Annotated in this window: 23 protein-coding genes and 1 riboswitch; of the genes, 7 read left to right on the forward strand and 16 right to left on the reverse strand. The window is 58.8% G+C overall.

What is annotated here, in order from left to right; translation table 11 throughout:
- Nucleotides 1-70: 70 nt before the first annotated feature.
- The 9 genes from ureG to BFG58_RS13560 all read right to left on the reverse strand — a co-directional run bounded on the left by ureG (nt 71) and on the right by BFG58_RS13560 (nt 6,717).
- A complete protein-coding gene (ureG, locus tag BFG58_RS13520) occupies nt 71-688 on the reverse strand; it encodes an urease accessory protein UreG (protein ID WP_069719947.1) in 618 nt (205 codons plus the stop codon).
- A 9-nt stretch (nt 689-697) separates the two neighbouring features.
- Nucleotides 698-1,372, reverse strand: coding sequence for an urease accessory protein UreF (locus BFG58_RS13525; RefSeq protein WP_024906474.1), 675 nt, complete (start codon nt 1,370-1,372; stop codon nt 698-700).
- Entirely contained in the window at nt 1,372-1,911 is a 540-nt protein-coding gene (locus tag BFG58_RS13530) for a HupE/UreJ family protein (protein ID WP_069719948.1), read from the reverse strand. Before BFG58_RS13530 ends, BFG58_RS13525 begins: the two co-directional genes overlap by 1 nt.
- A 9-nt stretch (nt 1,912-1,920) precedes the next feature.
- Nucleotides 1,921-2,385, reverse strand: a complete 465-nt coding sequence (gene ureE, locus BFG58_RS13535) for an urease accessory protein UreE (RefSeq protein ID WP_045909994.1) — start codon at nt 2,383-2,385, stop codon at nt 1,921-1,923.
- Nucleotides 2,386-2,394: 9 nt separating this feature from the next.
- Entirely contained in the window at nt 2,395-4,098 is a 1,704-nt protein-coding gene (gene ureC, locus BFG58_RS13540; protein WP_024906477.1) for an urease subunit alpha, read from the reverse strand.
- Nucleotides 4,091-4,405 (reverse strand): urease subunit beta, encoded by a 315-nt coding sequence (locus tag BFG58_RS13545; RefSeq protein ID WP_069719949.1) that lies wholly within the window; start codon nt 4,403-4,405, stop codon nt 4,091-4,093. Before BFG58_RS13545 ends, ureC begins: the two co-directional genes overlap by 8 nt.
- A 10-nt stretch (nt 4,406-4,415) precedes the next feature.
- Nucleotides 4,416-4,718 carry an urease subunit gamma gene (locus BFG58_RS13550; protein ID WP_003862556.1) on the reverse strand — a complete coding sequence of 101 codons (303 nt, stop codon included), beginning with the start codon at nt 4,716-4,718 and terminating at the stop codon, nt 4,416-4,418.
- Between the two features lie 10 nt (nt 4,719-4,728).
- Nucleotides 4,729-5,556 carry an urease accessory protein UreD gene (locus BFG58_RS13555; RefSeq protein WP_069719950.1) on the reverse strand — a complete coding sequence of 276 codons (828 nt, stop codon included), beginning with the start codon at nt 5,554-5,556 and terminating at the stop codon, nt 4,729-4,731.
- Nucleotides 5,557-5,703: 147 nt separating this feature from the next.
- The gene (locus tag BFG58_RS13560; RefSeq protein ID WP_023617354.1) at nt 5,704-6,717 is read right to left on the reverse strand and encodes an alpha/beta hydrolase; all 1,014 of its coding nucleotides are present in this window, start codon (nt 6,715-6,717) and stop codon (nt 5,704-5,706) included.
- Nucleotides 6,718-6,865: 148 nt separating this feature from the next.
- On the opposite strand from BFG58_RS13560, the gene BFG58_RS13565 reads away from it, so the two are divergent.
- Nucleotides 6,866-7,288 (forward strand): MarR family winged helix-turn-helix transcriptional regulator, encoded by a 423-nt coding sequence (locus tag BFG58_RS13565; RefSeq protein WP_023617355.1) that lies wholly within the window; start codon nt 6,866-6,868, stop codon nt 7,286-7,288.
- A gap of 38 nt (nt 7,289-7,326) precedes the next feature.
- Here the strand turns inward: BFG58_RS13565 and BFG58_RS13570 are convergent, their stop codons facing one another.
- Together BFG58_RS13570 and plsY are read right to left on the reverse strand one after the other, a co-directional pair.
- On the reverse strand, nt 7,327-8,793 hold the full coding sequence (locus tag BFG58_RS13570) for an MFS transporter (RefSeq protein WP_045909990.1): 1,467 nt from the start codon (nt 8,791-8,793) through the stop codon (nt 7,327-7,329).
- Between the two features lie 90 nt (nt 8,794-8,883).
- Entirely contained in the window at nt 8,884-9,498 is a 615-nt protein-coding gene (plsY, locus tag BFG58_RS13575; protein ID WP_008502955.1) for a glycerol-3-phosphate 1-O-acyltransferase PlsY, read from the reverse strand.
- Nucleotides 9,499-9,605: 107 nt separating this feature from the next.
- Here plsY and folB point away from each other — a divergent pair, with 107 nt between their 5' ends.
- Nucleotides 9,606-9,974, forward strand: coding sequence for a bifunctional dihydroneopterin aldolase/7,8-dihydroneopterin epimerase (gene folB / locus BFG58_RS13580; protein ID WP_023309215.1), 369 nt, complete (start codon nt 9,606-9,608; stop codon nt 9,972-9,974).
- 106 nt (nt 9,975-10,080) lie between these two features.
- Nucleotides 10,081-10,902: an undecaprenyl-diphosphate phosphatase gene (gene bacA / locus BFG58_RS13585; RefSeq protein WP_023617357.1), complete on the forward strand. Its 822-nt coding sequence runs from the start codon at nt 10,081-10,083 to the stop codon at nt 10,900-10,902.
- 10 nt (nt 10,903-10,912) lie between these two features.
- On the opposite strand, the gene BFG58_RS13590 is transcribed toward bacA, so the two are convergent.
- Nucleotides 10,913-12,154, reverse strand: a complete 1,242-nt coding sequence (locus BFG58_RS13590) for a multifunctional CCA addition/repair protein (RefSeq protein ID WP_063622599.1) — start codon at nt 12,152-12,154, stop codon at nt 10,913-10,915.
- Between the two features lie 60 nt (nt 12,155-12,214).
- Entirely contained in the window at nt 12,215-12,835 is a 621-nt protein-coding gene (locus BFG58_RS13595; RefSeq protein ID WP_025912514.1) for a TIGR04211 family SH3 domain-containing protein, read from the reverse strand.
- Nucleotides 12,836-13,064: 229 nt separating this feature from the next.
- Here BFG58_RS13595 and BFG58_RS13600 point away from each other — a divergent pair, with 229 nt between their 5' ends.
- From BFG58_RS13600 to hldE, 3 genes are read left to right on the forward strand one after another with little or no spacing between them, the layout of a single operon-like run.
- A complete protein-coding gene (locus BFG58_RS13600) occupies nt 13,065-14,366 on the forward strand; it encodes an inorganic triphosphatase (protein WP_069719951.1) in 1,302 nt (433 codons plus the stop codon).
- Between the two features lie 21 nt (nt 14,367-14,387).
- The gene (gene glnE, locus BFG58_RS13605; protein WP_069719952.1) at nt 14,388-17,243 is read left to right on the forward strand and encodes a bifunctional [glutamate--ammonia ligase]-adenylyl-L-tyrosine phosphorylase/[glutamate--ammonia-ligase] adenylyltransferase; all 2,856 of its coding nucleotides are present in this window, start codon (nt 14,388-14,390) and stop codon (nt 17,241-17,243) included.
- 40 nt (nt 17,244-17,283) lie between these two features.
- Nucleotides 17,284-18,714: a bifunctional D-glycero-beta-D-manno-heptose-7-phosphate kinase/D-glycero-beta-D-manno-heptose 1-phosphate adenylyltransferase HldE gene (hldE, locus tag BFG58_RS13610; RefSeq protein ID WP_048028982.1), complete on the forward strand. Its 1,431-nt coding sequence runs from the start codon at nt 17,284-17,286 to the stop codon at nt 18,712-18,714.
- A 117-nt stretch (nt 18,715-18,831) separates the two neighbouring features.
- Here the strand turns inward: hldE and ubiK are convergent, their stop codons facing one another.
- Nucleotides 18,832-19,128 carry a ubiquinone biosynthesis accessory factor UbiK gene (gene ubiK / locus BFG58_RS13615; RefSeq protein WP_014071796.1) on the reverse strand — a complete coding sequence of 99 codons (297 nt, stop codon included), beginning with the start codon at nt 19,126-19,128 and terminating at the stop codon, nt 18,832-18,834.
- Between the two features lie 119 nt (nt 19,129-19,247).
- Nucleotides 19,248-19,398: riboswitch (FMN riboswitch) on the forward strand.
- Between the two features lie 106 nt (nt 19,399-19,504).
- On the opposite strand from ubiK, the gene ribB reads away from it, so the two are divergent.
- Nucleotides 19,505-20,158 (forward strand): 3,4-dihydroxy-2-butanone-4-phosphate synthase, encoded by a 654-nt coding sequence (gene ribB, locus BFG58_RS13620; protein WP_028017147.1) that lies wholly within the window; start codon nt 19,505-19,507, stop codon nt 20,156-20,158.
- A 44-nt stretch (nt 20,159-20,202) separates the two neighbouring features.
- Here the strand turns inward: ribB and BFG58_RS13625 are convergent, their stop codons facing one another.
- Together BFG58_RS13625 and BFG58_RS13630 are read right to left on the reverse strand one after the other, a co-directional pair.
- Nucleotides 20,203-21,264, reverse strand: a complete 1,062-nt coding sequence (locus BFG58_RS13625; RefSeq protein ID WP_069719953.1) for a type 1 fimbrial protein — start codon at nt 21,262-21,264, stop codon at nt 20,203-20,205.
- Nucleotides 21,248-22,006, reverse strand: coding sequence for a molecular chaperone (locus tag BFG58_RS13630; RefSeq protein ID WP_069719954.1), 759 nt, complete (start codon nt 22,004-22,006; stop codon nt 21,248-21,250). Before BFG58_RS13630 ends, BFG58_RS13625 begins: the two co-directional genes overlap by 17 nt.
- Between the last annotated feature and the right edge of the window lie 3 nt (nt 22,007-22,009).

The following is a 22,009-nucleotide window of genomic DNA, read 5'->3' on the forward strand; positions in this document are numbered from 1 at the left end:
GGCACTTCGTTTGCCCGGCCTACGGTTTTGTAGGCCCGGTAAGCACAGCGCCACCGGACAACAAACCGCACTACACCCGCAGCATCCCTTTCTCTTCCAGAAACGCAATAATCGTCCCCAGGCCGTCACCCGCCTTCAGGTTGGTAAACGTCCACGGACGATCGCCGCGCATGCGGTTGGTATCGCGTTCCATCACCTCCAGCGAGGCGCCGACGTACGGCGCGAGATCGGTTTTGTTGATCACCAGAAAATCGGATTTGGTGATCCCCGGTCCGCCCTTGCGCGGAATTTTTTCCCCTTCGGCCACGTCGATCACGTAGATGGTCAGATCCGCCAGCTCCGGGCTGAACGTCGCGCTCAGGTTGTCCCCGCCGCTTTCCACGAAGATCAGATCCAGATTACCGAATTTCTCGCTGAGCGCTTCCACCGCCGCAAGGTTCATTGAGGCATCTTCGCGGATGGCGGTATGCGGGCAGCCGCCGGTCTCCACGCCCACAATGCGCTCCGGCGCCAGCGCGCCCGCTTCGGTCAGGATGCGCTGATCCTCTTTGGTATAGATATCGTTGGTCACCACCGCCAGGTGATACGTGTCGCGCATCACCTTGCAGAGCGCTTCCAGCAGCGCGGTTTTGCCCGACCCTACCGGGCCACCCACGCCCACGCGCAGGGGATGTTTGTAATCAGCCATGTTGACTCCTCAGGAACGGAATAGTCGTGAATATTGGGTTTCGTGGCGCGCGGAGGCGATGGCGGACAGCGGCGTTGCTGCCCCCAGCGCGTCGTCGCGACGTAAAAAGGCCTGTTCAAGCCCGGCGGCAAAATGGTCGCTCAGTTCGATAATCAACTGCTGCGCGGCCTGCTGCCCAAACGGCACCAGCTTGACGCCCGCCATGACCGCGCTCTCAATCCAGCTGTATCCCAGGCTCAACGCCAGCTCGCGCACGTCAATGCCCCATCGCACGCCGAGCCACGCCATGCCGCAGAGCTGGCTTTGCCTGCACAGCGCCAGCCATTCTGCCGGGCAGTCCGGCTCCCAGCTTTTAATCAGGCGCGTAAAGGCCGCCCCGCGGTTGCGTTCTTCTTCACGCAGCTCTCGCGTTTCCCGGCAGGCGAGCAGGTATGCCGTCCAGCGTCTGGCCGTTGCCAGATCGTGCCGATCGCAGGCCTGACAGAGACGGTGAAACAGCGGCAGATCGACGCAGAAAAAACTCTGCTCCATCTGCTGGATCTGCCAGCGTTTAAAGGCGTCGGCGTCCGTGACCCAGCCCGCCTCAACGGCCCACTCCAACCCCTGCGACCAGGTAAACGACCCGACCGGCAGGCTGCTGCTGGAGAGCTGCATCAGGCGCAGCCTCTGACGGGCGTGCTCCATCAGCTCATCAGCGCCAGCAGGGCGGACACAATCAGCCCGCCGCCAAAGGTTTTACGCAGCCCGTCGTGACGGCGCAGCAGCAATCCTGCGGCGAAACTGGCGCACAGCACCGTGGCGCTGGCGAACATAAACCCGCTGGTGAAGAGCCAGAAGTTATGGCCGGACATCTCCACGCCGTGCGCCCAGCCGTGGAACATCGCCAGGGCAGGCACCGCCAGCAGCAGGCGATTTTTGGTTTTAAACATCATCACGCCGCTGACCGCCAGCGAGGCGATAATCAGTATCTCCATGCCGCTAAAGCCGCCGAGCAGGCTGCCCGCAACGGCGCCGACAAGCATCATCCCGAGGGTGGCAAACGGCAGCAGGAGCTTGCGGCCGCTCAGCGCCGACAGCACGCCTGCACCGGTCAGCATCAGGAGATGATCGAGCCCGGTCAGCGGATGGAAAAAACCGGCCTGAAAGCTGTCGGCGCCGTGGCCGGGATGCGCGAGCGCGGGAACGGAAAAGGCCAGCAGTAACAGGGGGAGTAACTTGCGCATGATGGATCCTTAATGTGAATGGGTATGAGCGTGGCTATGGCTGTGGGCATCGCTGGCGTACGCGCCCGCTTCCGGTTCAAACGGCAGGCTGGCGTAGGTTACCTCCAGCCCAAACTGGCGCAGCATGTCGTCGAGAACGTGATCGTGGTGATAGCGCAGTTCGCCGGGCATAACCTGCAGCGGCACGTGGCGGTTGCCCAGGTGGTAGCAGGCGCGGGCGAGCAGGAACGGATCGGCGCAGCGCACCACGGAGACCGACTCCGGGGCGGCGATCACTTCGATCACTTCGCTGCCGTCGTCGGTGGTCAGCAGGTCGCCCCCGCGCAGCAGCAGGCCGCGCGGCAGCATCAGCCCGGCTTCGCGGCCGTCGTTAAGCGCCACGCGGGCGCGGCTTTTCACCCGCACGTCAATCGGCAGCGTGACGCTGGCGGTAGTTTGATGCGCATGGTCCAGGCGTTGGGTCAGATAAATCATCATCACTCCTCAAAACAGGAAATAGCGTTGCGCCATCGGCAGAACGTCAGCCGGTTCGCTGGTAATCAGTTCGCCGTCGACGCGCACCTCGTAGGTTTGCGAATCGACGGTGATGTTCGGCTGCAGAGCGTTGTGGATCATGTCGGCCTTTTTCACCGTCCGGCAGCCTTTCACCACCGCCGTGGCGCTCTGCAGGTTGAGCTGCTGGGGGATGCCGTTCGCGTGAGCCGCCTGCGAGACAAACGTCAGTCTTGTGGCGTGGCGCGCGGCGCCCAGCGCGCCAAACATCGGGCGGTAATGGACCGGCTGCGGCGTGGGGATTGAAGCGTTGATGTCACCCATCGGCGCGCAGGCGATCATCCCGCCTTTGACGATGGTGGCGGGTTTTACGCCGAAGAACGCCGGGGACCAGACCACCAGATCTGCCAGCTTGCCCGCCTCAATCGAGCCCACTTCATGGGCGATACCGTGGGTCAGCGCCGGGTTAATGGTGTATTTGGCGACGTAGCGCTTCACGCGGAAATTGTCGTTCTCGCCGGTCTCTTCCGGCAGCGCGCCGCGCTGGACCTTCATGCGGTGCGCCACCTGCCAGGTACGGATAATCACTTCCCCGACGCGGCCCATGGCCTGCGAATCTGACGACGTGAGCGAGAACGCGCCGATGTCATGCAGCACGTCTTCGGCGGCGATGGTCTCCCGACGAATGCGGGATTCGGCAAACGCCACGTCCTCGGCGATATCCGGGTCGAGGTGATGACAAACCATCAGCATGTCGAGATGCTCGTCGATGGTATTGACCGTGTAGGGCAGCGTCGGGTTGGTGGAGGAGGGCAGAATATTCGGGTGTGCGCAGGCGGTGATGATATCCGGCGCGTGGCCGCCGCCCGCCCCTTCGGTGTGGAAGGTGTGGATGGTGCGCCCGCCAATGGCGGCCAGTGTATCTTCGACAAACCCTGACTCGTTCAGCGTGTCGCTGTGCAGCGCCACCTGAATGTCCATCTCTTCGGCCACCTCCAGCGAGCAGTTGATCGCCGCAGGCGTCGCGCCCCAGTCTTCGTGGATCTTAAGCCCGATGGCGCCTGCGGCAATCTGCTCGCGCAGGGCGTCCGGATTGGATCCGTTACCTTTGCCGAGCAGGCCGATATTCACCGGCAGCGTATCGGCGGCCTGCAGCATGCGGGCGATATACCACGGCCCTGGCGTGCAGGTGGTGGCGTTGGTGCCCGCTGCGGGTCCGGTGCCGCCGCCGATCATGGTGGTGACGCCGGAGACCAGCGCCTCCTCCGCCTGCTGCGGGCAGATCCAGTGGATGTGGGTGTCGATCCCGCCTGCGGTGACGATCTTCCCTTCGGCGGCGATGACTTCGGTTGCGGCACCAATCGGGATCGTTACGCCGGGCTGAATGTCCGGGTTGCCGGCTTTGCCGACGGCAAAAATCCGCCCGTTCTTGACGCCGATATCGGCTTTCACGATCCCCCAGTGATCGACGATCAGCGCGTTGGTCAGCACCAGATCCACGCAGTCGTCTGCGGTCATCTGCCCCTGGCCCATGCCGTCGCGGATCACCTTCCCGCCGCCGAACTTGACCTCTTCGCCGTAGATCGTGAGATCGTCTTCCACTTCAATCCACAGCTCGCTGTCGGCCAGCCGCACTTTATCGCCGGTAGTGGGGCCGAACATATCGGCATAGGCCTGGCGCGAAATCTCAGCCATGTTTCACCTCACCCATTACCTCGCCGCGAAAGCCGACAATGCGCTGCGCACCCGTGACCTGAACCAGCGTCACTTCGCGCTTCTGGCCGGGCTCAAAGCGCACGGCGGTGCCTGCCGGGATGTTCAGCCGGTAGCCCCGGGTGACCTCACGGTCAAACTTCAGCGCCGGGTTGACCTCGTAAAAGTGATAGTGCGATCCGACCTGGATCGGCCTGTCGCCGTGATTTTCGACAATCACGGTTTGGGTTTCGCGCCTGACGTTGATCGCAATCGTGCCGGGCTGGATCTGGTATTCGCCAGGGATCATCACGCGCTCCTTAGACGATCGGGTTGTGGACGGTGACGAGCTTGGATCCGTCCGGGAAGGTGGCTTCTACCTGGATATCCGGGATCATCTCCGGCACGCCCTCCATCACCTGGTCGCGGGTCAGGACGTGGCGGCCTGCCTCCATCAGCGAGGCGACGGTTTCACCATCGCGCGCGCCTTCCATGATGAAGGCGCTGATCAGCGCGACCGATTCCGGGTAATTGAGCTTTACCCCGCGCGCAAGGCGGCGTTCGGCAACCAGCGCGGCGGTGAACAGCAACAACTTGTCTTTTTCTCTGGGGGTCAGTTCCATAACGTTTCTCTTATGTCTGCCAGATACGCGGCGAACAGGCGGTTTTGGTGGTGAGAAGCGGGCGAAGCGACTGCCAGATGTCGCGCATCACCCGCTGACAAATCAGGTTATCGTGGGAGAGAAAGCGCACCGACATGAGATCGTCTGCGAGCGTGGCGCCCGCAAACGTATCCAGCGGTGCGAGCAGCGCACGCGCCGCGTCGAGATGTTCTTCTCTGGCCGGGTAGAACAGCAGCGTGCCAATCCACGGATGCCCGGCGACGGGCGTGAGATCGCCGTCGGCAAGGTGCTGACGTTCAATCAGGCGTGGCTCGTCCTCAACCCAGACTTCAAGGCGGCTTTCCAGCGTGCCGTGGCTGAAGGTCTCATTGATTACCGGTCGTCCCAGGCAGTACAGTTCCCACGCCAGCAGCGTGCTGGAGGCCTTCAGGTGGAAGACGGAGCGCAGCGCGGCATTCGCACCGGGGAAGATAATGGTGTCCTGCGGCAGCCACTCCAGCGTGGATCCCTCATCGAGATAAAAGTGCTGATGCAGGCGAGCCTGCGGGCCGCTGCTACGATAGAACTTGCTGGCGCCGGGCATGGTGATAAGCGCATGGCTTTTGGCGTCCAGACGCACGGTGATATCCAGCGTATCGCCGCCCACAACCCCGCCCGGCGGGTGCAGAAGATAGAGATGGCAGGTCTCGCCTTCGGGATAAAATGGACGCTGAACGGTAAGCGGCCCGACGTGATGAGCGGAGTGTAGGAGGGTTTTCTCAGGGGTGTGACAAAACTGCAGGGCAAGCGACGCCTGCCAGCCTTTGTATGAATTATCAGTGACCTGAGCTGCTAACATGCTGCATCCATCTGCTCATCATCGGGTCGTTTCAGTATGCCCTGGCAGAAATGAAGGCTGTCATATGAGTCGCTTATGGATAGCGGTTAAGACGAAACAAAAAAGCACGCCCGGAGGGCGTGCTGTCTGACAAACATCGCGATGCCGTTATTTCAGGTGCTCATGCAGCGCTGCGCCAGCCTGCTCCAGGGCAACCTTGACCGTAGGCTCTTCGCTCAGTGGATTGAGCAGGCCGTAATCGTGGATCATGCCGTTATAGCGCGTGACGGTCACCGGGACGCCAGCCGCATCCAGCTTACGCCCGAATGCTTCACCTTCATCCCGCAGAACATCCAGCTCTGCTGTCTGAATCAGCGTCTCCGGGAAGCCTTTCAACTGCGCGGCGCTGGCGCGAAGCGGAGAGGCAAGGATATTGTTGCGATCGGCCGCGTTGGTGGTGTAGTTATCCCAGAACCATTTCATCATGTTTTTCGACAGGAAATAGCCGTTCTCGAACTGATTATACGAGGCAGTATCAAAATTCGCATCGGTCACAGGCCAGAGCATGACGTTGTAGCGAATTTTTGGCCCATTAAATTGTTTTGCCTGCAGCGCCACGGAAGCCACCATATTGCCGCCCACGCTGTTACCGACCAGACCCAGACGGCTACCGTCCACGCCAATTTCCTGACCGTGCTCGGCTACCCATTTTGTCGCTTCAAAGGCCTGATGAATGGCCACCGGGAAATGGGCCTCAGGTGACGGCGTGTAATCAACGTAAACCGCTGCGGCACCTGACGCGCGAACCAGATCTCGGATTAAGCGTTCGTGGGTTGGGAAATCACCCAGCACCCAGCCGCCGCCGTGGAAGAACATAAATGCCGGGAGCGTGCCGGTCGCGTTTTCAGGTTTCACTATTTTCAGTTTGATCGCCTGACCATTTACCTGGATCGTTTTTTCTGAAACCTGAGCGGGCGGCAGTTTTGCGCCTTGCTGCGCGCCGATCAGTACCTGGCGGGCCTCCTGCGGGGTCATCTGTTCCATTGGCTTACCCTTGCCCGAATTCAGAACATTAAGAAATGCCTGTACGCCTGCGGTCGGGGTAGGGGTATTGGTGGTGTGGGCGGATGCTGCAGCAGACGCGAATACGGAAGAAACCAGGATGGCGGCTAATGTTTTCATGGTAGTACCTCTTTAAGCGAGTGTTAGATAGTGATGTTAATTAAGTAGTGCGCTATTAAGTTTTTGTTATAATACTTGCGCGCAAGATACTTTTAGTCAAACTTTATTTATAATTTTTTTATAAAACTGGCTAAGGGTTGAAAGAGAAATGAAAGAAAACAAGACGTTAGATGATTTACTTTGCTTCTCACTGTACTCGGTCACCAACGCGTTCGTTCGGCAATATCGTCCCTTATTGCAGGAAATGGATCTTACCTATCCGCAATTTGTTGTTTTGATGGCGCTTTATGAGAAAGACAACATCCCACTTCGCGATCTCAGCGATAAGACGTTTTTTGATTCGGGCACATTGACCCCGCTGGTGCAAAAGCTTGAGGCAAAAGGGTTTCTCAACCGTATCGCGGTTGTGGGTGACGAAAGAATGAAAAATGTCGTTCTGACGGAGAAGGCTAACGCACTGAAAAAGCAGGTGATGGCGCTGCCGGACCAGATACGTTGCAGCATGCGGATGAATGATGAAGAGCTTGAGATGCTGAAAAAACTTTCCCGAACGCTGCTGGATGATTTGTAAGAATCCTTCGGTGGGGTTAACCCACCGAAGCGAGGTCATTAGCGGTAATCCTCCGCATCCACATCATACCCCGATGGCTCCCAGCGGATCGCCAGCAGCGAGGCCAGGCCGATAAACGGCGCCAGTGCAATTACCCAGAACACGGCGGTATCCAGCGAGGCGACCAGCAGCGGGAACAGGAACAGCGACAGCGTCGAGCTGCTGCGCATCAGCGTCTGGTTAAGGCCCACGCCAACGCCGCGCAGCGAGGTCGGGTAGCTCAGCGAGGCAAACGTCATGGTATGCGCGCCCGGGCCGAAGCCCTGGCCGAACAGGAAGAGCGCCAGCATCGCCACGGCAAGCACGCCTTCGGTGGCGCCTTCCGGACGACCAATCAACCCCAGGCCCAGCAGCGCGACCAGCTGGCAGGCGTAACCCGCCAGCGACATCCGCCAGGCGCCGAAGCGCGGCACGTAGCGTACCGCCAGCAGTCCGCCAACGAAGGCAAACAGAAGGTTAAGCGCCAGAGATATCAGGATGGTGGTCAGCATCGACTGGACAAAGAAGCTGGAGATGATCACCGGCAGACCAAACGCCACCGCGTTATAGGCGAACGAGGAGACGACGGACAGCAGCGTGGCGAGCGTGGTGCGCCGCAGATAGATCCCGCGGAACAGGTTCAGGTAATTGGACCATTTCGCTTTATTCACGACGGGGGCTGGCTGGCTCAGCGCATCCTGCGGCACGTGGGCATTGATGTTGTATGAGTGGCGTAAAATGGACGCTGCCTCCTTCAGGTTGCCCTGATTTGCCGCCCAGACCGGCGATTCGCTCATATAGCGACTGCGGATGGCAATAATCACCAGCGCCGGCACGGCACCAAAGCCGAGAATCAAACGCCACAGCCAGTCGCTGTGGCTTTCCGGCAGCACGGCGTAGAAGAAAAGCACCAGCAGGTAGGAGATACTGATGGCGGCATACCAGGTGGGGCACCACATGGCGACGCTGGAGGCCTTATTGCCGGGGCCTTTCAGCCTGGCGAACTCGCTTAAAAACGCCATCGCCACGGGAAGGTCGATCCCGACGCCAAGCCCCATGACAAAGCGGGCACCCGCCAGCACATATTCGTTCGGAGCCAGCGCACAGGCAATAGCCGCTACGACGAAGAACACCATATCAGCCATAAAGACGCGATAGCGCCCGATTTTATCCGTGAGATAACCGCCGAGCAGCGCCCCGACAATGGCGCCAAAGGTAATGGCCGAGGCCACCATGCCGGTACCGGCGGGCGTCAGGTTAAATTCGCGGGTGATGTCTTTAATGCCGAAGGCCAGCGCGCCCAGATCGTAGGCATCGAGGAAAATCCCGCCCAGCGCGATACCGACCACGATACGGGCGTTGGCCCGACCCTGAGAACCGTCATTAACGAGGCGTGAGACATCCGAGGCGCTGCGCACCCACTGGATGTCGCCATCGGGGTGTTTTCCTGCCGTTGAAAGGGGAGTGGTTTCTGTGATTTCTGCCATTTTCTTCTGATGTGGTTGTGTTGTGTCATTAACAGTTACCACAGGCAGAAGGTGACCAAAATCACATTTGGCTATAAGGCATAACTAACCTTACGGGGCGTCTTTTTTCTTCCTCTTGAGCTTCGTCCAGATTTTTGTCTCCTGACGACGCCACAGGCGCTGAATATTATCGTGATGACGCAGCAAGATAAGGCAGGAGAGCATCGACACCGGGAAGGTAAACTGGGGCTTGAACCACCAGACGTAGAACGGCGCGATAAGCGCGCTGACGATGGCGCCCAACGACGAATAGCCGCTCAGCAGAATGGTCAGTAGCCAGGTCCCGGCCATCACGCCGGTCAGGTCCCAGCCGATAGGCGCAATGGCACCAAAGGCGGTCGCCACACCTTTGCCGCCTTTAAAACCGAAGAATACGGGCCAGATGTGGCCGACACAGGCAGCAATCGCAATAAGCCCCAGCCAGAACGGCGTGACGCCCAGCGCATACGCGCCCCAGACGGGCAACATCCCTTTCAGAACATCAAAAATCAAAACCGCTACGGCTGCTCCCTTGCCGCCAATTCGTAGTACGTTGGTCGCTCCCGGATTCCCGGAACCACTTTCACGCGGGTCAGGTAACCCGGCGATGCGGCAGACCAGAATGGCGCTGGAGATTGAGCCGCAAAGATAGGCGAGGAGGATCATTCCAGGCGCGATTGCACTCATAACGCTGTTCCGTTTTGAAAATGTATCTGTATTCTCAGCATCTGTGGATAATACGCATAATTCGCCGGAAGTGGTATCCGGTTTAGCCAAAAAGCAGGCAGGTCGTGATGGATATTGTATTTATAGAGCAACTTTCGGTAATCACCACTATTGGTGTTTACGACTGGGAACAGACCATCGAGCAGAAGCTGGTGTTCGATATCGAAATGGGCTGGGATAACCGCAAGTCGGCAAAAAGTGATGACGTGAATGACTGTCTGAGCTACGCCGATATCAGTGAAACGGTCATCGCCCACGTTGAAGGGCAACGTTTTGCGCTGGTCGAACGGGTGGCGGAAGAAGTCGCAGAACTGCTGCTGAAAAAATTCAACTCACCGTGGGTGCGCATCAAGCTGAGCAAGCCGGGCGCGGTGGCGCGCGCCGCCAACGTTGGCGTCATCATCGAGCGTGGCACAAATCTGAAAGGCAAGATTTAACGTCATAATAGCTAAACCCTTTTAGGTTATATCTGTCTTATAGCTGTATCTTTCACGGTAGCCGTTGGGGCGACCGTTTTTTTTATATTTTTTTAGGGGTTTATAGATGAGCGATATGCACTCGCTGCTGGTGGCGGCAATACTGGGTGTGGTCGAAGGATTGACGGAGTTTTTACCGGTTTCCAGTACCGGCCATATGATTATCGTTGGCCATCTGCTGGGTTTTGAAGGCGATACCGCCAAAACGTTCGAAGTGGTTATCCAGCTGGGTTCGATTCTGGCGGTGGTGGTGATGTTCTGGCGCCGTCTGTTTGGCCTGATCGGTATCCATTTTGGCCGTCCGCCGCAGCACGAAGGGATGAGTAAAGGCCGCCTGTCGCTGATCCATATTCTGCTCGGGATGGTCCCGGCAGTGGTGCTGGGTCTGGTTTTCCACGACGCCATCAAATCGCTGTTTAACCCGATTAACGTGATGTACGCGCTGGTGGTGGGCGGCTTCCTGCTGATCGCCGCGGAAGTGCTGAAGCCAAAAACGCCGCGCGCGGAAGGGCTGGACGATATGACGTATCGTCAGGCGTTTATCATTGGCTGCTTCCAGTGTCTGGCGCTGTGGCCGGGCTTCTCGCGTTCAGGCGCAACCATCTCCGGCGGGATGCTGATGGGCGTAAGCCGTTACGCCGCGTCAGAGTTCTCTTTCCTGCTGGCGGTGCCGATGATGATGGGTGCCACCGCGCTTGACCTCTATAAAAGCATCGGTTTCCTCACCACGGGCGACATTCCCATGTTCGCCGTTGGCTTCATCACCGCGTTTATCGTGGCGCTGATTGCCATCAAAACCTTCCTGCAGCTGATTAAGCGTATCTCGTTCATTCCGTTCGCGATCTATCGCTTCATCGTTGCCGCTGCGGTATACGTGGTCTTCTTCTGACCGATGGCCCTCAGTCTTTTGGCTGAGGGCAATGCTTTTCCTTCCAGTCAGAGACCGCCTGAATTCGCCGTTTCGTGAGTTCTTCGCGAATTTCCGGTCCTTTGAATCCCGCCTCGACGACGTCCTTCGTCGGCACCGCTTTCGCTACCTCCCAGGCTTTACGCAGTAAACGTCCCTGCGGGTAGTCGCACGCTTCAAACCCGGTACGTCCGCGCACGTCAGCTTCGCTGGTCAGCGCGATTTGCTCCACGCGCTGGGGTTTGCGCCAGGCGTCGATGTTATCGAAAAGCTTAACGATGGTGGCCGGTTTCAGGATGGGGAAGGTGTGGATCAGATCGTGGAATTCGGCCACCAGTTTCGCCAGATCGCGGATTTCGTTCGGCACGCGCAGACGCTGGCACAGCCCCTCGACCAGCTTCACCCCGGCCGGACCGTGCCCGTGGTGCCGTGGCCAGAGCTCTTTTGGCGTTAAGCCTTTGCCCAGATCGTGGCACAGGGTGGAAAAACGCACGTCCACGTCAGGGCTGAGCATGGCCGCCATGCTCAGGGTCATCAGCGTGTGCACGCCGGTATCAATTTCCGGGTGCCATTTCGCCGGAGCCGGGACGCCAAACAGCGCGTCTATTTCCGGGAACAGCACCTTCAGCGCGCCACAGTCGCGCAGGACCTGGAAAAAGACCTGCGGGTTACGCGTGGTGAGGGCATTCTCCGTCTCTTTCCAGACGCGCTCTGGCGTCAGGTGTTCAAGCTCGCCCGCCCCGGTCATGGCGGTCATCAGCGCCATTGTCTCATCGGCAATACGGAAGCTGAGATGGGCGTAACGCGCGGCAAAACGCGCCACGCGCAGCACGCGGAGCGGATCTTCAGAAAACGCCGGGGAGACGTGGCGTAAAAGACGGTTGCGCAGATCGTCCTGGCCGCCATAAGCGTCAACAATCTGGCCGTGCTCGTCCTGCGCCAGCGCGTTAATAGTCAGATCGCGACGCAGGAGATCTTCCTCCAGCGTGACGTCAGGCGCGGCATAGCAGGTGAAGCCCGTATAGCCCGAACCTGATTTCCGCTCGGTACGCGCCAGGGCATACTCTTCGCGGCTTTTCGGGTGCAGGAACACGGGAAAATCGCGGCCTACCTGCTGGTAGCCCGCGTCGAGCATCTCTTCCGGGGTGGCGCCCACCACCACCCAGTCTTTATCTTTGACCGGCAGACCTAACAACGCATCACGAACCGCACCACCGACCAGATAACTCTTCACGCCTGACACTCCCGTTTTCTCTTTTCCAGAATGATACGTAAGTCTGGCAGAGAAGACGAATTAGTTCATCCAGCGATCTTTACGCTTACGGCTTGGGATCAGGTGCGGCAGAACCAGACCCAGCACCAGACCGACGCCCAGCACGCCGCCGCCATACATAAACCACTGCATGATGATGGTGCGCTGTTTGTCATCGAGCTGCAGGTTGGCGGCATTCACTTTCTTCTGCGCGACAATCAGCTCGTTTTTCAGCTTCTGGTTCTCTTCTTTCAGCCCGTTAATCACACCGTCGCTCTGCGCCACTTTCTGCTGCATTTCGGCGGTACGCTGGTTCCAGGTTCCGTCGATGTTGTTCAGCTTGTCGGTCAGGGTTTTCACCTGATTTTCCAGATCCGGCACGCGGGTGCGCAGGCTTGGCACGGTGCTCAGCTCTTTCAGCGGGATCCAGGACGTACGGCCAGAACTGTCTCGAACCTGACCGTAGTTGGTGTCCGCGTTGGTCTGTAACAGGGTGACTTCCTCGCCGGCATTGACCGTGCCCACGAGGCGATAATTATCTCCGGGGCCACTGCGTACCCAGGTGTTCAGTTCGTCAGAAACGTAACGCTTCTCTTCAGCGTGCACGGCTGTTGCGGCGCTAAAAGCGAGTAAAGTAAGTCCAATCAGGCGTAATTTAAGCATCATTAGTCGTTATTTTCATAAATAGTGGAACGATAGTAGTGGCAACAGTGTCTCTACGCAAAGCATTCGTCAGCAATCAGAATCATCTGTGTCACGACTCTGGACATTTACGCCCGACAAATTGCTCATTGCATGGCAATTTGGCGCAAAATACTATGTACTGACAAACAAATGGCGAGGAAGTTCGCCCTCATTGACGCGTCTGTGACGCCCGCAAAAGTACAAGGCTATGGCTCAGGAAATCGAATTAAAATTTATCGTCGAAAAAGACAGCGTTGACGCACTCCGCCAGCATCTGCATACGCTCTCCGGCGAACACCATGCACCGGTACAACTGCTTAATATCTATTACGAAACGCCGGACAACTGGCTGCGCCGTCACGATATGGGGCTGCGCATCCGTGGCGCGAGCGGGCGCTACGAGATGACGATGAAAATTGCCGGCCGCGTGGTCGGCGGGTTACATCAGCGTCCGGAATACAATATCGACATCAGTCAGCCAGAACTTGAGCTCGAACGCTTCCCGACGGACGTCTGGCCGGAAGGCGAGCTGCCTGCCACGCTGGCAGAACAGGTGCAGCCGCTGTTCAGCACCGATTTCTGGCGCGAGAAATGGCTGGTGACGGAAGGTAAAAGCCGCATCGAAATCGCTCTCGATCTCGGTGAGGTGAAGGCGGGGGAGTTCCAGGAACCCATTTGTGAACTGGAGCTTGAACTGCTGGAAGGGGACGCGAATGACGTGCTGAAGCTGGCGCGCAGGCTGGTGAGCCAGTCCGGACTGCGTCAGGGAAGCCTGAGTAAAGCCGCGCGGGGTTACCATCTGGCGGCCGGAAATGCGCCGCGCGTCCTGAAAGAGACGACCATTTTGCGCGTTGCGCCGAAAGCCAGCGTTGAGCAGGGGCTGGAAGCCGCGCTGGAGCTGGCGCTTTCGCAGTGGCAGTACCACGAAGAGCTGTGGGTGCGAAATGTGAAAAACGCCAAATCCCACGTGCTCGCGGCGATTGCCCTGGTGCGCCATACCCTGGCGCTGTTCGGCGGTATCGTTCCTCGCAAAGCGAGCGCTCACTTACGTGATCTGCTGACGCAAACCGAAACGCTGATGCTCTCGGACGTCTCGGCGCAAACGGCGATTTACAGCCCGCAAGCCGCTTCGGCAAAACTGGCGCTGACCGAGTTTCTGGTCACGCGCGGCTGGCGCGCCTTCCTGGATGCGAAAGCCGAGGCCAAAATCGCGGAAAACTTTAAGCGTTTCGCGGACATTCATCTTTCCCGTCATGCCGCTGAACTGAAGAGCACCTTTGCGTATCCGCTCGGCGATAAGTATGGCGATCAGCTTCCCCGTCTTTCGCGCAACATCGACAGCATGCTGCTCCTTTCCGGTGCCTACGACGGGCCACAGGCGCAGGCGTGGCTGGAAAACTGGCAGGGGCTGAAGCATGCCATCGAAACCCGTCAGCATATTGAAATTGAGCATTTCCGTAATGAGGCCATTTCGCAGGAGCCGTACTGGCTGCACAGCGGAAAACGTTAACTCTGGCAAGGAACCCCTAGAATGCCGCTTTCTTCACCGTTACAGCAGCAGTGGCAGACCGTTTGCGAACGTCTGCCTGAGTCATTACCGGCGTCATCGTTAAGCGAGCAGGCGAAAAGCGTGCTCACCTTCAGTGATTTTGTGCAGGAAAGCATCGCCGTCTACCCGGACTGGCTGGCGGAGCTTGAGAACGCACCGCCGCAGGCGGACGAGTGGCGGCACTATGCCGGCTGGCTGCAGGCCGCGCTTGAAGACGTCGCGGATGAGGCGACGCTGATGCGCGTCCTGCGTCAGTTCCGCCGTCGTGTGATGGTGCGCATTGCCTGGGCGCAGGCGCTAGAGCTGGTGAGTGAAGAGAGTACGCTGCAGCAGTTAAGCGAGCTGGCGCAGACGTTGATTGTCGCCGCGCGCGACTGGCTCTACGCCGCCTGCTGTAAAGAGTGGGGCACGCCGTGCAGCGAGGAAGGGGTTCCTCAGCCGCTGTTGATTCTGGGGATGGGCAAGCTGGGCGGTTGCGAGCTGAACTTTTCCTCCGATATCGATCTGATTTTCGCCTGGCCTGAGAACGGCTCCACACGCGGCGGCCGTCGCGAGCTGGACAACGCCCAGTTCTTTACCCGTCTCGGTCAGCGTCTGATTAAGGCGCTGGATCAGCCGACGCAGGATGGTTTTGTCTACCGCGTGGACATGCGCCTGCGTCCGTTCGGCGATAGCGGGCCGCTGGTGCTGAGCTTTGCCGCGCTGGAGGATTACTACCAGGAGCAGGGGCGCGACTGGGAGCGTTATGCGATGGTCAAAGCGCGGATCATGGGCGACAGCGATGACGCCTACGCCAACGAACTGCGTGCCATGCTGCGCCCGTTCGTGTTCCGTCGCTATATCGACTTCAGCGTCATCCAGTCCCTGCGCAATATGAAAGGGATGATTGCCCGTGAGGTTCGCCGTCGTGGGCTGAAGGACAACATCAAGCTTGGCGCGGGTGGTATTCGCGAAATCGAATTTATCGTCCAGGTCTTCCAGCTGATTCGCGGCGGGCGCGAGCCGTCGCTGCAATCCCGCTCGCTGCTCCCGACGCTGAGCGCCATCGAGCAGCTTCACCTGCTGCCGGACGGCGACGCGCAAACCCTGCGCGAGACCTATCTGTTCCTGCGTCGTCTGGAAAACCTGCTGCAAAGCATCAACGACGAACAGACCCAGACCCTGCCGGGGGATGACCTTAACCGGGCGCGTCTGGCCTGGGGCATGCGCGTGGATGACTGGTCAACGCTGACCGAACGGCTCGATGCCCATATGGCAGGCGTGCGCCGCATCTTTAACGAACTGATTGGTGATGATGAAAGTGAATCGCAGGACGATGCGCTTTCCGAGCACTGGCGCGAGCTGTGGCAGGACGCGCTCCAGGAAGATGACACCACGCCGGTGCTGACGCATTTAACCGACGACGCGCGCCATCGCGTGGTGGCGCTGATTGCCGATTTCCGTCTTGAGCTGAACAAGCGCGCCATCGGCCCGCGTGGTCGACAGGTGCTTGATCACCTGATGCCGCACCTGCTGAGCGAGGTCTGCTCGCGGGCGGATGCGCCGGTGCCGCTGTCGCGCATGATGCCGCTGCTGAGCGGGATCATCACGCGTACCACGTACCTTGAACTTTTGAGCGAGTTTCCGGGGGCACTCAAGCACCTGATTACGCTCTGCGCCGCCTCCCCTATGGTGGCCAACAAGCTGGCGCGCTATCCGCTGCTGCTGGATGAACTGCTCGATCCGAATACCCTGTATCAACCCACGGCGACGGATGCCTACCGGGACGAGCTGCGTCAGTATCTGCTGCGCGTGCCGGAAGAGGACGAAGAGCAGCAACTGGAGGCGCTGCGCCAGTTTAAGCAGGCCCAGATGCTGCGCGTGGCGGCGGCGGACATCGCCGGAACGCTGCCGGTGATGAAAGTGAGCGATCACTTAACCTGGCTCGCGGAGGCGATCATCGACGCGGTCGTGCAGCAGGCGTGGGTGCAGATGGTGGCCCGCTACGGCCAGCCGAAGCACCTTGCTGATCGTGAGGGGCGAGGCTTTGCCGTGGTCGGTTACGGCAAGCTCGGCGGCTGGGAGCTGGGATACAGCTCCGATCTGGATTTAATCTTCCTGCACGACTGCCCGGTTGACGTGATGACCGACGGCGAGCGCGAGATTGACGGGCGTCAGTTCTATCTGCGCCTGGCCCAGCGCATTATGCACCTGTTCAGCACCCGCACCTCGTCGGGCATTTTGTATGAAGTCGATGCGCGCCTGCGTCCGTCCGGCGCGGCGGGCATGCTGGTCACCTCAACGGAATCCTTCGCCGATTACCAGAAGAATGAAGCCTGGACGTGGGAGCATCAGGCGCTGGTGCGCGCCCGCGTGGTGTATGGCGATCCGCAACTCAAAACGCAGTTCGATGCCATTCGTAAGGACGTCATGACCACCCCGCGCGAGGGCAGTACGCTGCAGACCGAAGTGCGCGAGATGCGCGAGAAAATGCGCGCGCACCTGGGTAATAAACACCGTGATCGCTTTGATATCAAAGCCGACGAGGGCGGGATTACCGATATTGAGTTCATTACCCAGTATCTGGTGCTGCTCCACGCGCACGACAAGCCGAAGCTGACCCGCTGGTCCGATAACGTGCGCATTCTGGAACTGCTGGCGCAAAACGACATCATGGACGAGCAGGAGGCGCAGGCCTTAACCCGCGCCTACACGACGCTGCGTGACGAGCTTCATCACCTGGCGCTGCAGGAGCAGCCGGGCCACGTGGCGCTGGACTGTTTTGTCGCAGAACGCGCTCAGGTAACGGCCAGCTGGCAGAAGTGGCTGGTGGAACCGTGCGTAACAAATCAAGTGTGATATTATCGCGCGCAAATTGTGAATCTTTCTGGAGTCAGGAATGAAAGTAACACTGCCAGAGTTTGAACGTGCTGGAGTAATGGTTGTTGGGGATGTGATGCTGGATCGCTACTGGTATGGACCGACCAGCCGCATCTCTCCGGAAGCACCGGTACCGGTGGTTAAGGTCGACACCATTGAAGAGCGTCCCGGCGGCGCGGCAAACGTGGCGATGAACATAGCCTCTCTGGGCGCGCACTCGCGTCTGGTTGGCCTGACCGGTATCGACGATGCGGCGCGCGCGCTGAGCAAGTCGCTGGCGGACGTGAACGTGAAGTGCGACTTCGTTTCGGTTCCGACCCACCCAACCATCACCAAGCTGCGCGTGCTGTCACGCAACCAGCAGCTGATCCGCCTCGACTTTGAAGAAGGATTCGAAGGCGTTGATCCCGAACCGCTGCACGAGCGCATTAACCAGGCGCTGGGCAATATCGGCGCGCTGGTGCTGTCCGACTACGCGAAAGGCGCGCTGGCCAGCGTGCAGACGATGATCCAGCTGGCGCGTAAGGCCAGCGTACCGGTGCTGATCGACCCGAAAGGCACCGACTTTGAGCGCTATCGCGGCGCAACCCTGCTGACGCCAAACCTCTCCGAGTTTGAAGCGGTGGCGGGCAAATGCAAAACCGAGGAAGAGCTGGTTGAGCGCGGCATGAAGATCATTGCTGACTTCGAGCTCTCTGCGCTGCTGGTGACCCGCTCCGAGCAGGGGATGACGCTGCTGCAGCCGGGCAAGGCGCCGCTGCATATGCCAACCCAGGCGCAGGAAGTGTACGACGTGACCGGTGCCGGTGATACGGTGATCGGCGTGCTGGCGGCGACGCTGGCCGCGGGTAACACCCTGGAAGAGGCGTGCTACTTCGCTAACGCCGCGGCGGGTGTGGTCGTCGGTAAACTCGGTACCTCAACCGTGTCCCCAATCGAGCTGGAAAACGCGGTGCGCGGCCGTGCTGACACCGGTTTCGGTGTGATGACCGAAGACGAGCTTAAAGTGGCCGTCGCCGCCGCGCGCAAGCGCGGTGAGAAAGTGGTAATGACCAACGGCGTATTCGACATTCTGCACGCGGGCCATGTCTCCTATCTGGCGAATGCGCGCAAGCTGGGCGATCGTCTGATTGTGGCAGTGAACAGCGATGCGTCGACCAAACGTCTGAAGGGGGAAACCCGTCCGGTGAACCCGCTGGAGCAGCGTATGATCGTGCTCGGCGCGCTGGAAGCCGTGGACTGGGTGGTGTCGTTTGAAGAAGACACGCCGCAGCGCCTGATTGCCGGTATTCTGCCGGACCTGCTGGTGAAAGGCGGGGATTACAAGCCGGAGCAAATCGCAGGCAGCGAAGAAGTCTGGGCCAACGGCGGCGAGGTGATGGTGCTCAACTTTGAGGACGGGTGTTCCACCACCAACATCATCAAGAAGATCCAGAAAGACAGTCAGTAAAAAAAACGGGCCAGTTGGCCCGTTTTTTTATGTCGGGTGGCGGCTGCGCCTTACCCGACCTACGCGTTCATGTAGGCCCGGTAAGGCGTAGCCGCCACCGGGCACAACAGGCCGCACTTACTCCTGGTCGTCCACCGGTGGAATAGCCGGTGCCGGCTTCACTTCTTCCGGCGCATTGCGGTTTTCCAGCTCGGTCAGACGCTGTTCCAGCAGTGCCAGCTTCTCGCGGGTGCGCAGCAGAACCTGCGTCTGCACGTCAAACTCTTCGCGGCTGACTAGATCAAGGCGAACCAACTGCGCCTGCAGCGTCTGGCGGATTTTCTTCTCAACGTCATCACCAAATTCACGAATGCCTTTCGGCATGGATTCATGAACCTGACGCGCAATTTGCTCAATTTTCTTCGGGTCAATCATTGTCGTTTCCCTTGATGGAAAGGTGTCAGTGTCCATTGTAGCGCGTCATGCCCGGGGTAAACAAAATTGTTTGATGCTTATGCATTGCCCAGGATAATCAATAGCGTTATAGTTATCTCGCTTATTCTCAGGGCGGGGCGAAATTCCCCACCGGCGGTAAATCAGCTTAACGCTGAAAGCCCGCGAGCGCTTTGGGTGAATTCTCAAAGGTCAGCAGATCCGGTGTAATTCCGGGGCCGACGGTTAGAGTCCGGATGGGAGAGAGTAACGATCCAGTCGGGCATGGGCCCGCTCACGTTATCTTTTTGCCGCTTATACGGCGCTCCTAAGACTGCCCTGATTCTGGTAACCATAATGTTAATGAGGTTTTTTTACCATGAATCAGACGCTACTTTCCTCTTTTGGCACTTCAACTCAACGTGTTGAACATGCACTGGATGCACTGCGCGAAGGCCGCGGTGTGATGGTGCTTGACGATGAAAACCGTGAAAACGAAGGCGACATGATTTTCGCCGCCGAAAACATGACCGTTGAACAGATGGCGCTGACCATCCGTCACGGCAGCGGCATCGTATGCCTGTGTATTACCGAAGATCGTCGTAAGCAGCTTGAGCTGCCAATGATGGTCGAAAACAACACCAGCGCCTTTGGGACCGGTTTTACCGTGACCATTGAAGCGGCGCATGGCGTGACCACCGGTGTGTCTGCGGCTGACCGTCTGACCACCGTACGTGCCGCCATTGCTGATGATGCGAAGCCCTCCGATCTGCATCGTCCAGGCCACGTCTTCCCACTGCGCGCGCAGGCGGGCGGCGTCCTGACCCGCGGCGGCCACACCGAAGCGACCATCGATCTGGTGACGCTGGCGGGCTTCAAACCTGCGGGCGTGCTGTGTGAACTGACCAACGATGACGGCACCATGGCGCGCGCGCCAGAGTGCATCACCTTTGCGCGTCTGCACAACATGCCGGTGGTCACGATTGAAGATCTTGTCGAGTACCGCCAGGCGCACGAGCGCAAAGCCAGCTGAAACTGCTGATGTGAAAAAGCCGGGGAAACCCGGCTTTTTTTCGTTTAGTGGTAGTTAATTTTGAACAGCACCACGGTTTCAAACGGTCCGGACTGGATCGCTTTTCCCGGCACCGGCGTCAGCTCAGCGGTATAGGTCTGTTCGTACTGCAACGTACTGCCGGTAAAATCGGCATACTCTTCGTATCGGTTAAAGGTGTAGGGCTGCGTTCCGTTCAGGATGCGTAATTTCAGGCCGTTACCGATGAGCAGGGCGGTATCTTCTTCGCTCAGCGTCTCGTTCGTATAGAACGACGAATCCATTTTAAACCCATCGGAACACTCGGCGTCCTGTATCTTGGTCGTTCTGACCGAGAACGTGCGCGTTCGCTTTCCCTGATTCATTATGTCGCGAGCGCTGAACGTACCAAAATCAATCTCCTGATTTTCCGGATAGATGCTGAAGGTCGCCCCGCAGTCCAGCACGGTGATATTGTTCAGGCCATTAATATGATACTTCAGGTTTTTCGCGTCGGACATCTGGTTGACGCCGCCCTTGCCGTCGAACTGCACCACGATATAGTCCCCGAGCGTGCTGACGTAGCCGTGCGGCGGCATGACCTTGATTCTGACGTACAGACGAAAGCGCACGATGAACGTGCGTGAGGTGTGAATGTCGTTCGCATTGCCGGAACAGATGCGGTTCTCCCAGCCCATTTGCTGGATTTGGGCGGGGGTATAGATAGTGATCTGTTTGTTATCAAGGCACTGGGAGGTATCAACCCCGTTGGGTTGCCCCGTCGCATCGTAGTCAATCCCTTCATAGGTTACGCCGAGCTCGTAGTAGGGATCGGACGCTGACGGGTAGGGGTTAACCCAGGCGTAGATGTCCTCTTTTTCAAAATTACTGGTGGTGTTGTGGTCGCAGGTCACAGGGACTTTGATATCGTCAGATTCCCATATCTTTTCCCCCACCTGCGCGTTGCTGGGAATGGCAAAAGGGGAGATCGTTTTTGTCTCCTCGACGGGCCCGCCGGAAACGCCGAGATAGCAGTCAAGCGCCAGCGCCTCTCTGACGGGCAGCAGGGTGAACAGCAGCAAAAACAGACAATTAACGAGCTTGCGCATTGTTTTGACCCTTCCGCTCGCTGAGCTGGCATGGCGCCTTACCCGCACAGGTAACGTCCACTTTTTTCAGCGCGCCGTAATCATCAATGTAACCCACGCTGTAGTAGCTCCCGTGGTAGTCGCCGGTAGAGGTGGACGCCGTGGCAAACGGAGCAATCATCAGGCTGTCGAAGCCCGGCAGCTGGGTTTTCGCATTTTTACTCAGCCACGCGAGGGTGATGTAATAGGGCGTGGGGTTATGTACGCTGAGCCCCGTTGCGGTGGCGGTAATTTCCATGCGCATTTCGCTTTGATCACCCGGCTTTTTGGTGATGGCTTTTGGCCGCCAGAACAGCTTAATGCGGCTCTGCATGGCCACCTGCATAACGCTGCGCGCCTCGCTGGCGCCGCTTTTGGGCGGAACTTCGCGCAGGTTGAAGTAAAACAGCGACTCTCTGTCCTTCGGCAACTGCCCAACCGCCGCCTGCTTCACAATCCTGACCTGCGATGACGCGCCCGCTTCAATACGCTGAATGGGCGGCAGCGCCATGAAGTGGCTGTCCTCTTTGCGCCCGTTTTCGTCTTCAATCCAGGAAAGCGCCAGGTAGGGTAAGGTTTTGCTCTGGTTATCGACTTTCAGGCTGCTTGCCTTGTCCCCTTCGGGAAAAACGATCCGCGTGCGGTCCAGGTTAATGGCGGCATGCGCGTTCAATGCGGTGCCGAGCAACATCAGGCTCAGGGCCTTGAGTGGGGTGAGTTTCATCAT

It is taken from the genome of Enterobacter sp. ku-bf2 (genome assembly GCF_001742765.1).
Taxonomy (GTDB): domain Bacteria; phylum Pseudomonadota; class Gammaproteobacteria; order Enterobacterales; family Enterobacteriaceae; genus Enterobacter; species Enterobacter quasiroggenkampii.

Coding starts and splice junctions, on each gene's coding strand:
- ureG (WP_069719947.1), bottom strand. CDS start 688: ATGGCTGATTACAAACATCCCCTGCGCGTGGGCGTGGGTGGCCCGGTA.
- BFG58_RS13525 (WP_024906474.1), bottom strand. CDS start 1,372: ATGGAGCACGCCCGTCAGAGGCTGCGCCTGATGCAGCTCTCCAGCAGC.
- BFG58_RS13530 (WP_069719948.1), bottom strand. CDS start 1,911: ATGCGCAAGTTACTCCCCCTGTTACTGCTGGCCTTTTCCGTTCCCGCG.
- ureE (WP_045909994.1), bottom strand. CDS start 2,385: ATGATTTATCTGACCCAACGCCTGGACCATGCGCATCAAACTACCGCC.
- ureC (WP_024906477.1), bottom strand. CDS start 4,098: ATGGCTGAGATTTCGCGCCAGGCCTATGCCGATATGTTCGGCCCCACT.
- BFG58_RS13545 (WP_069719949.1), bottom strand. CDS start 4,405: ATGATCCCTGGCGAATACCAGATCCAGCCCGGCACGATTGCGATCAAC.
- BFG58_RS13550 (WP_003862556.1), bottom strand. CDS start 4,718: ATGGAACTGACCCCCAGAGAAAAAGACAAGTTGTTGCTGTTCACCGCC.
- BFG58_RS13555 (WP_069719950.1), bottom strand. CDS start 5,556: ATGTTAGCAGCTCAGGTCACTGATAATTCATACAAAGGCTGGCAGGCG.
- BFG58_RS13560 (WP_023617354.1), bottom strand. CDS start 6,717: ATGAAAACATTAGCCGCCATCCTGGTTTCTTCCGTATTCGCGTCTGCT.
- BFG58_RS13565 (WP_023617355.1), top strand. CDS start 6,866: ATGAAAGAAAACAAGACGTTAGATGATTTACTTTGCTTCTCACTGTAC.
- BFG58_RS13570 (WP_045909990.1), bottom strand. CDS start 8,793: ATGGCAGAAATCACAGAAACCACTCCCCTTTCAACGGCAGGAAAACAC.
- plsY (WP_008502955.1), bottom strand. CDS start 9,498: ATGAGTGCAATCGCGCCTGGAATGATCCTCCTCGCCTATCTTTGCGGC.
- folB (WP_023309215.1), top strand. CDS start 9,606: ATGGATATTGTATTTATAGAGCAACTTTCGGTAATCACCACTATTGGT.
- bacA (WP_023617357.1), top strand. CDS start 10,081: ATGAGCGATATGCACTCGCTGCTGGTGGCGGCAATACTGGGTGTGGTC.
- BFG58_RS13595 (WP_025912514.1), bottom strand. CDS start 12,835: ATGCTTAAATTACGCCTGATTGGACTTACTTTACTCGCTTTTAGCGCC.
- BFG58_RS13600 (WP_069719951.1), top strand. CDS start 13,065: ATGGCTCAGGAAATCGAATTAAAATTTATCGTCGAAAAAGACAGCGTT.
- glnE (WP_069719952.1), top strand. CDS start 14,388: ATGCCGCTTTCTTCACCGTTACAGCAGCAGTGGCAGACCGTTTGCGAA.
- hldE (WP_048028982.1), top strand. CDS start 17,284: ATGAAAGTAACACTGCCAGAGTTTGAACGTGCTGGAGTAATGGTTGTT.
- ubiK (WP_014071796.1), bottom strand. CDS start 19,128: ATGATTGACCCGAAGAAAATTGAGCAAATTGCGCGTCAGGTTCATGAA.
- ribB (WP_028017147.1), top strand. CDS start 19,505: ATGAATCAGACGCTACTTTCCTCTTTTGGCACTTCAACTCAACGTGTT.
- BFG58_RS13625 (WP_069719953.1), bottom strand. CDS start 21,264: ATGCGCAAGCTCGTTAATTGTCTGTTTTTGCTGCTGTTCACCCTGCTG.
- BFG58_RS13630 (WP_069719954.1), bottom strand. CDS start 22,006: ATGAAACTCACCCCACTCAAGGCCCTGAGCCTGATGTTGCTCGGCACC.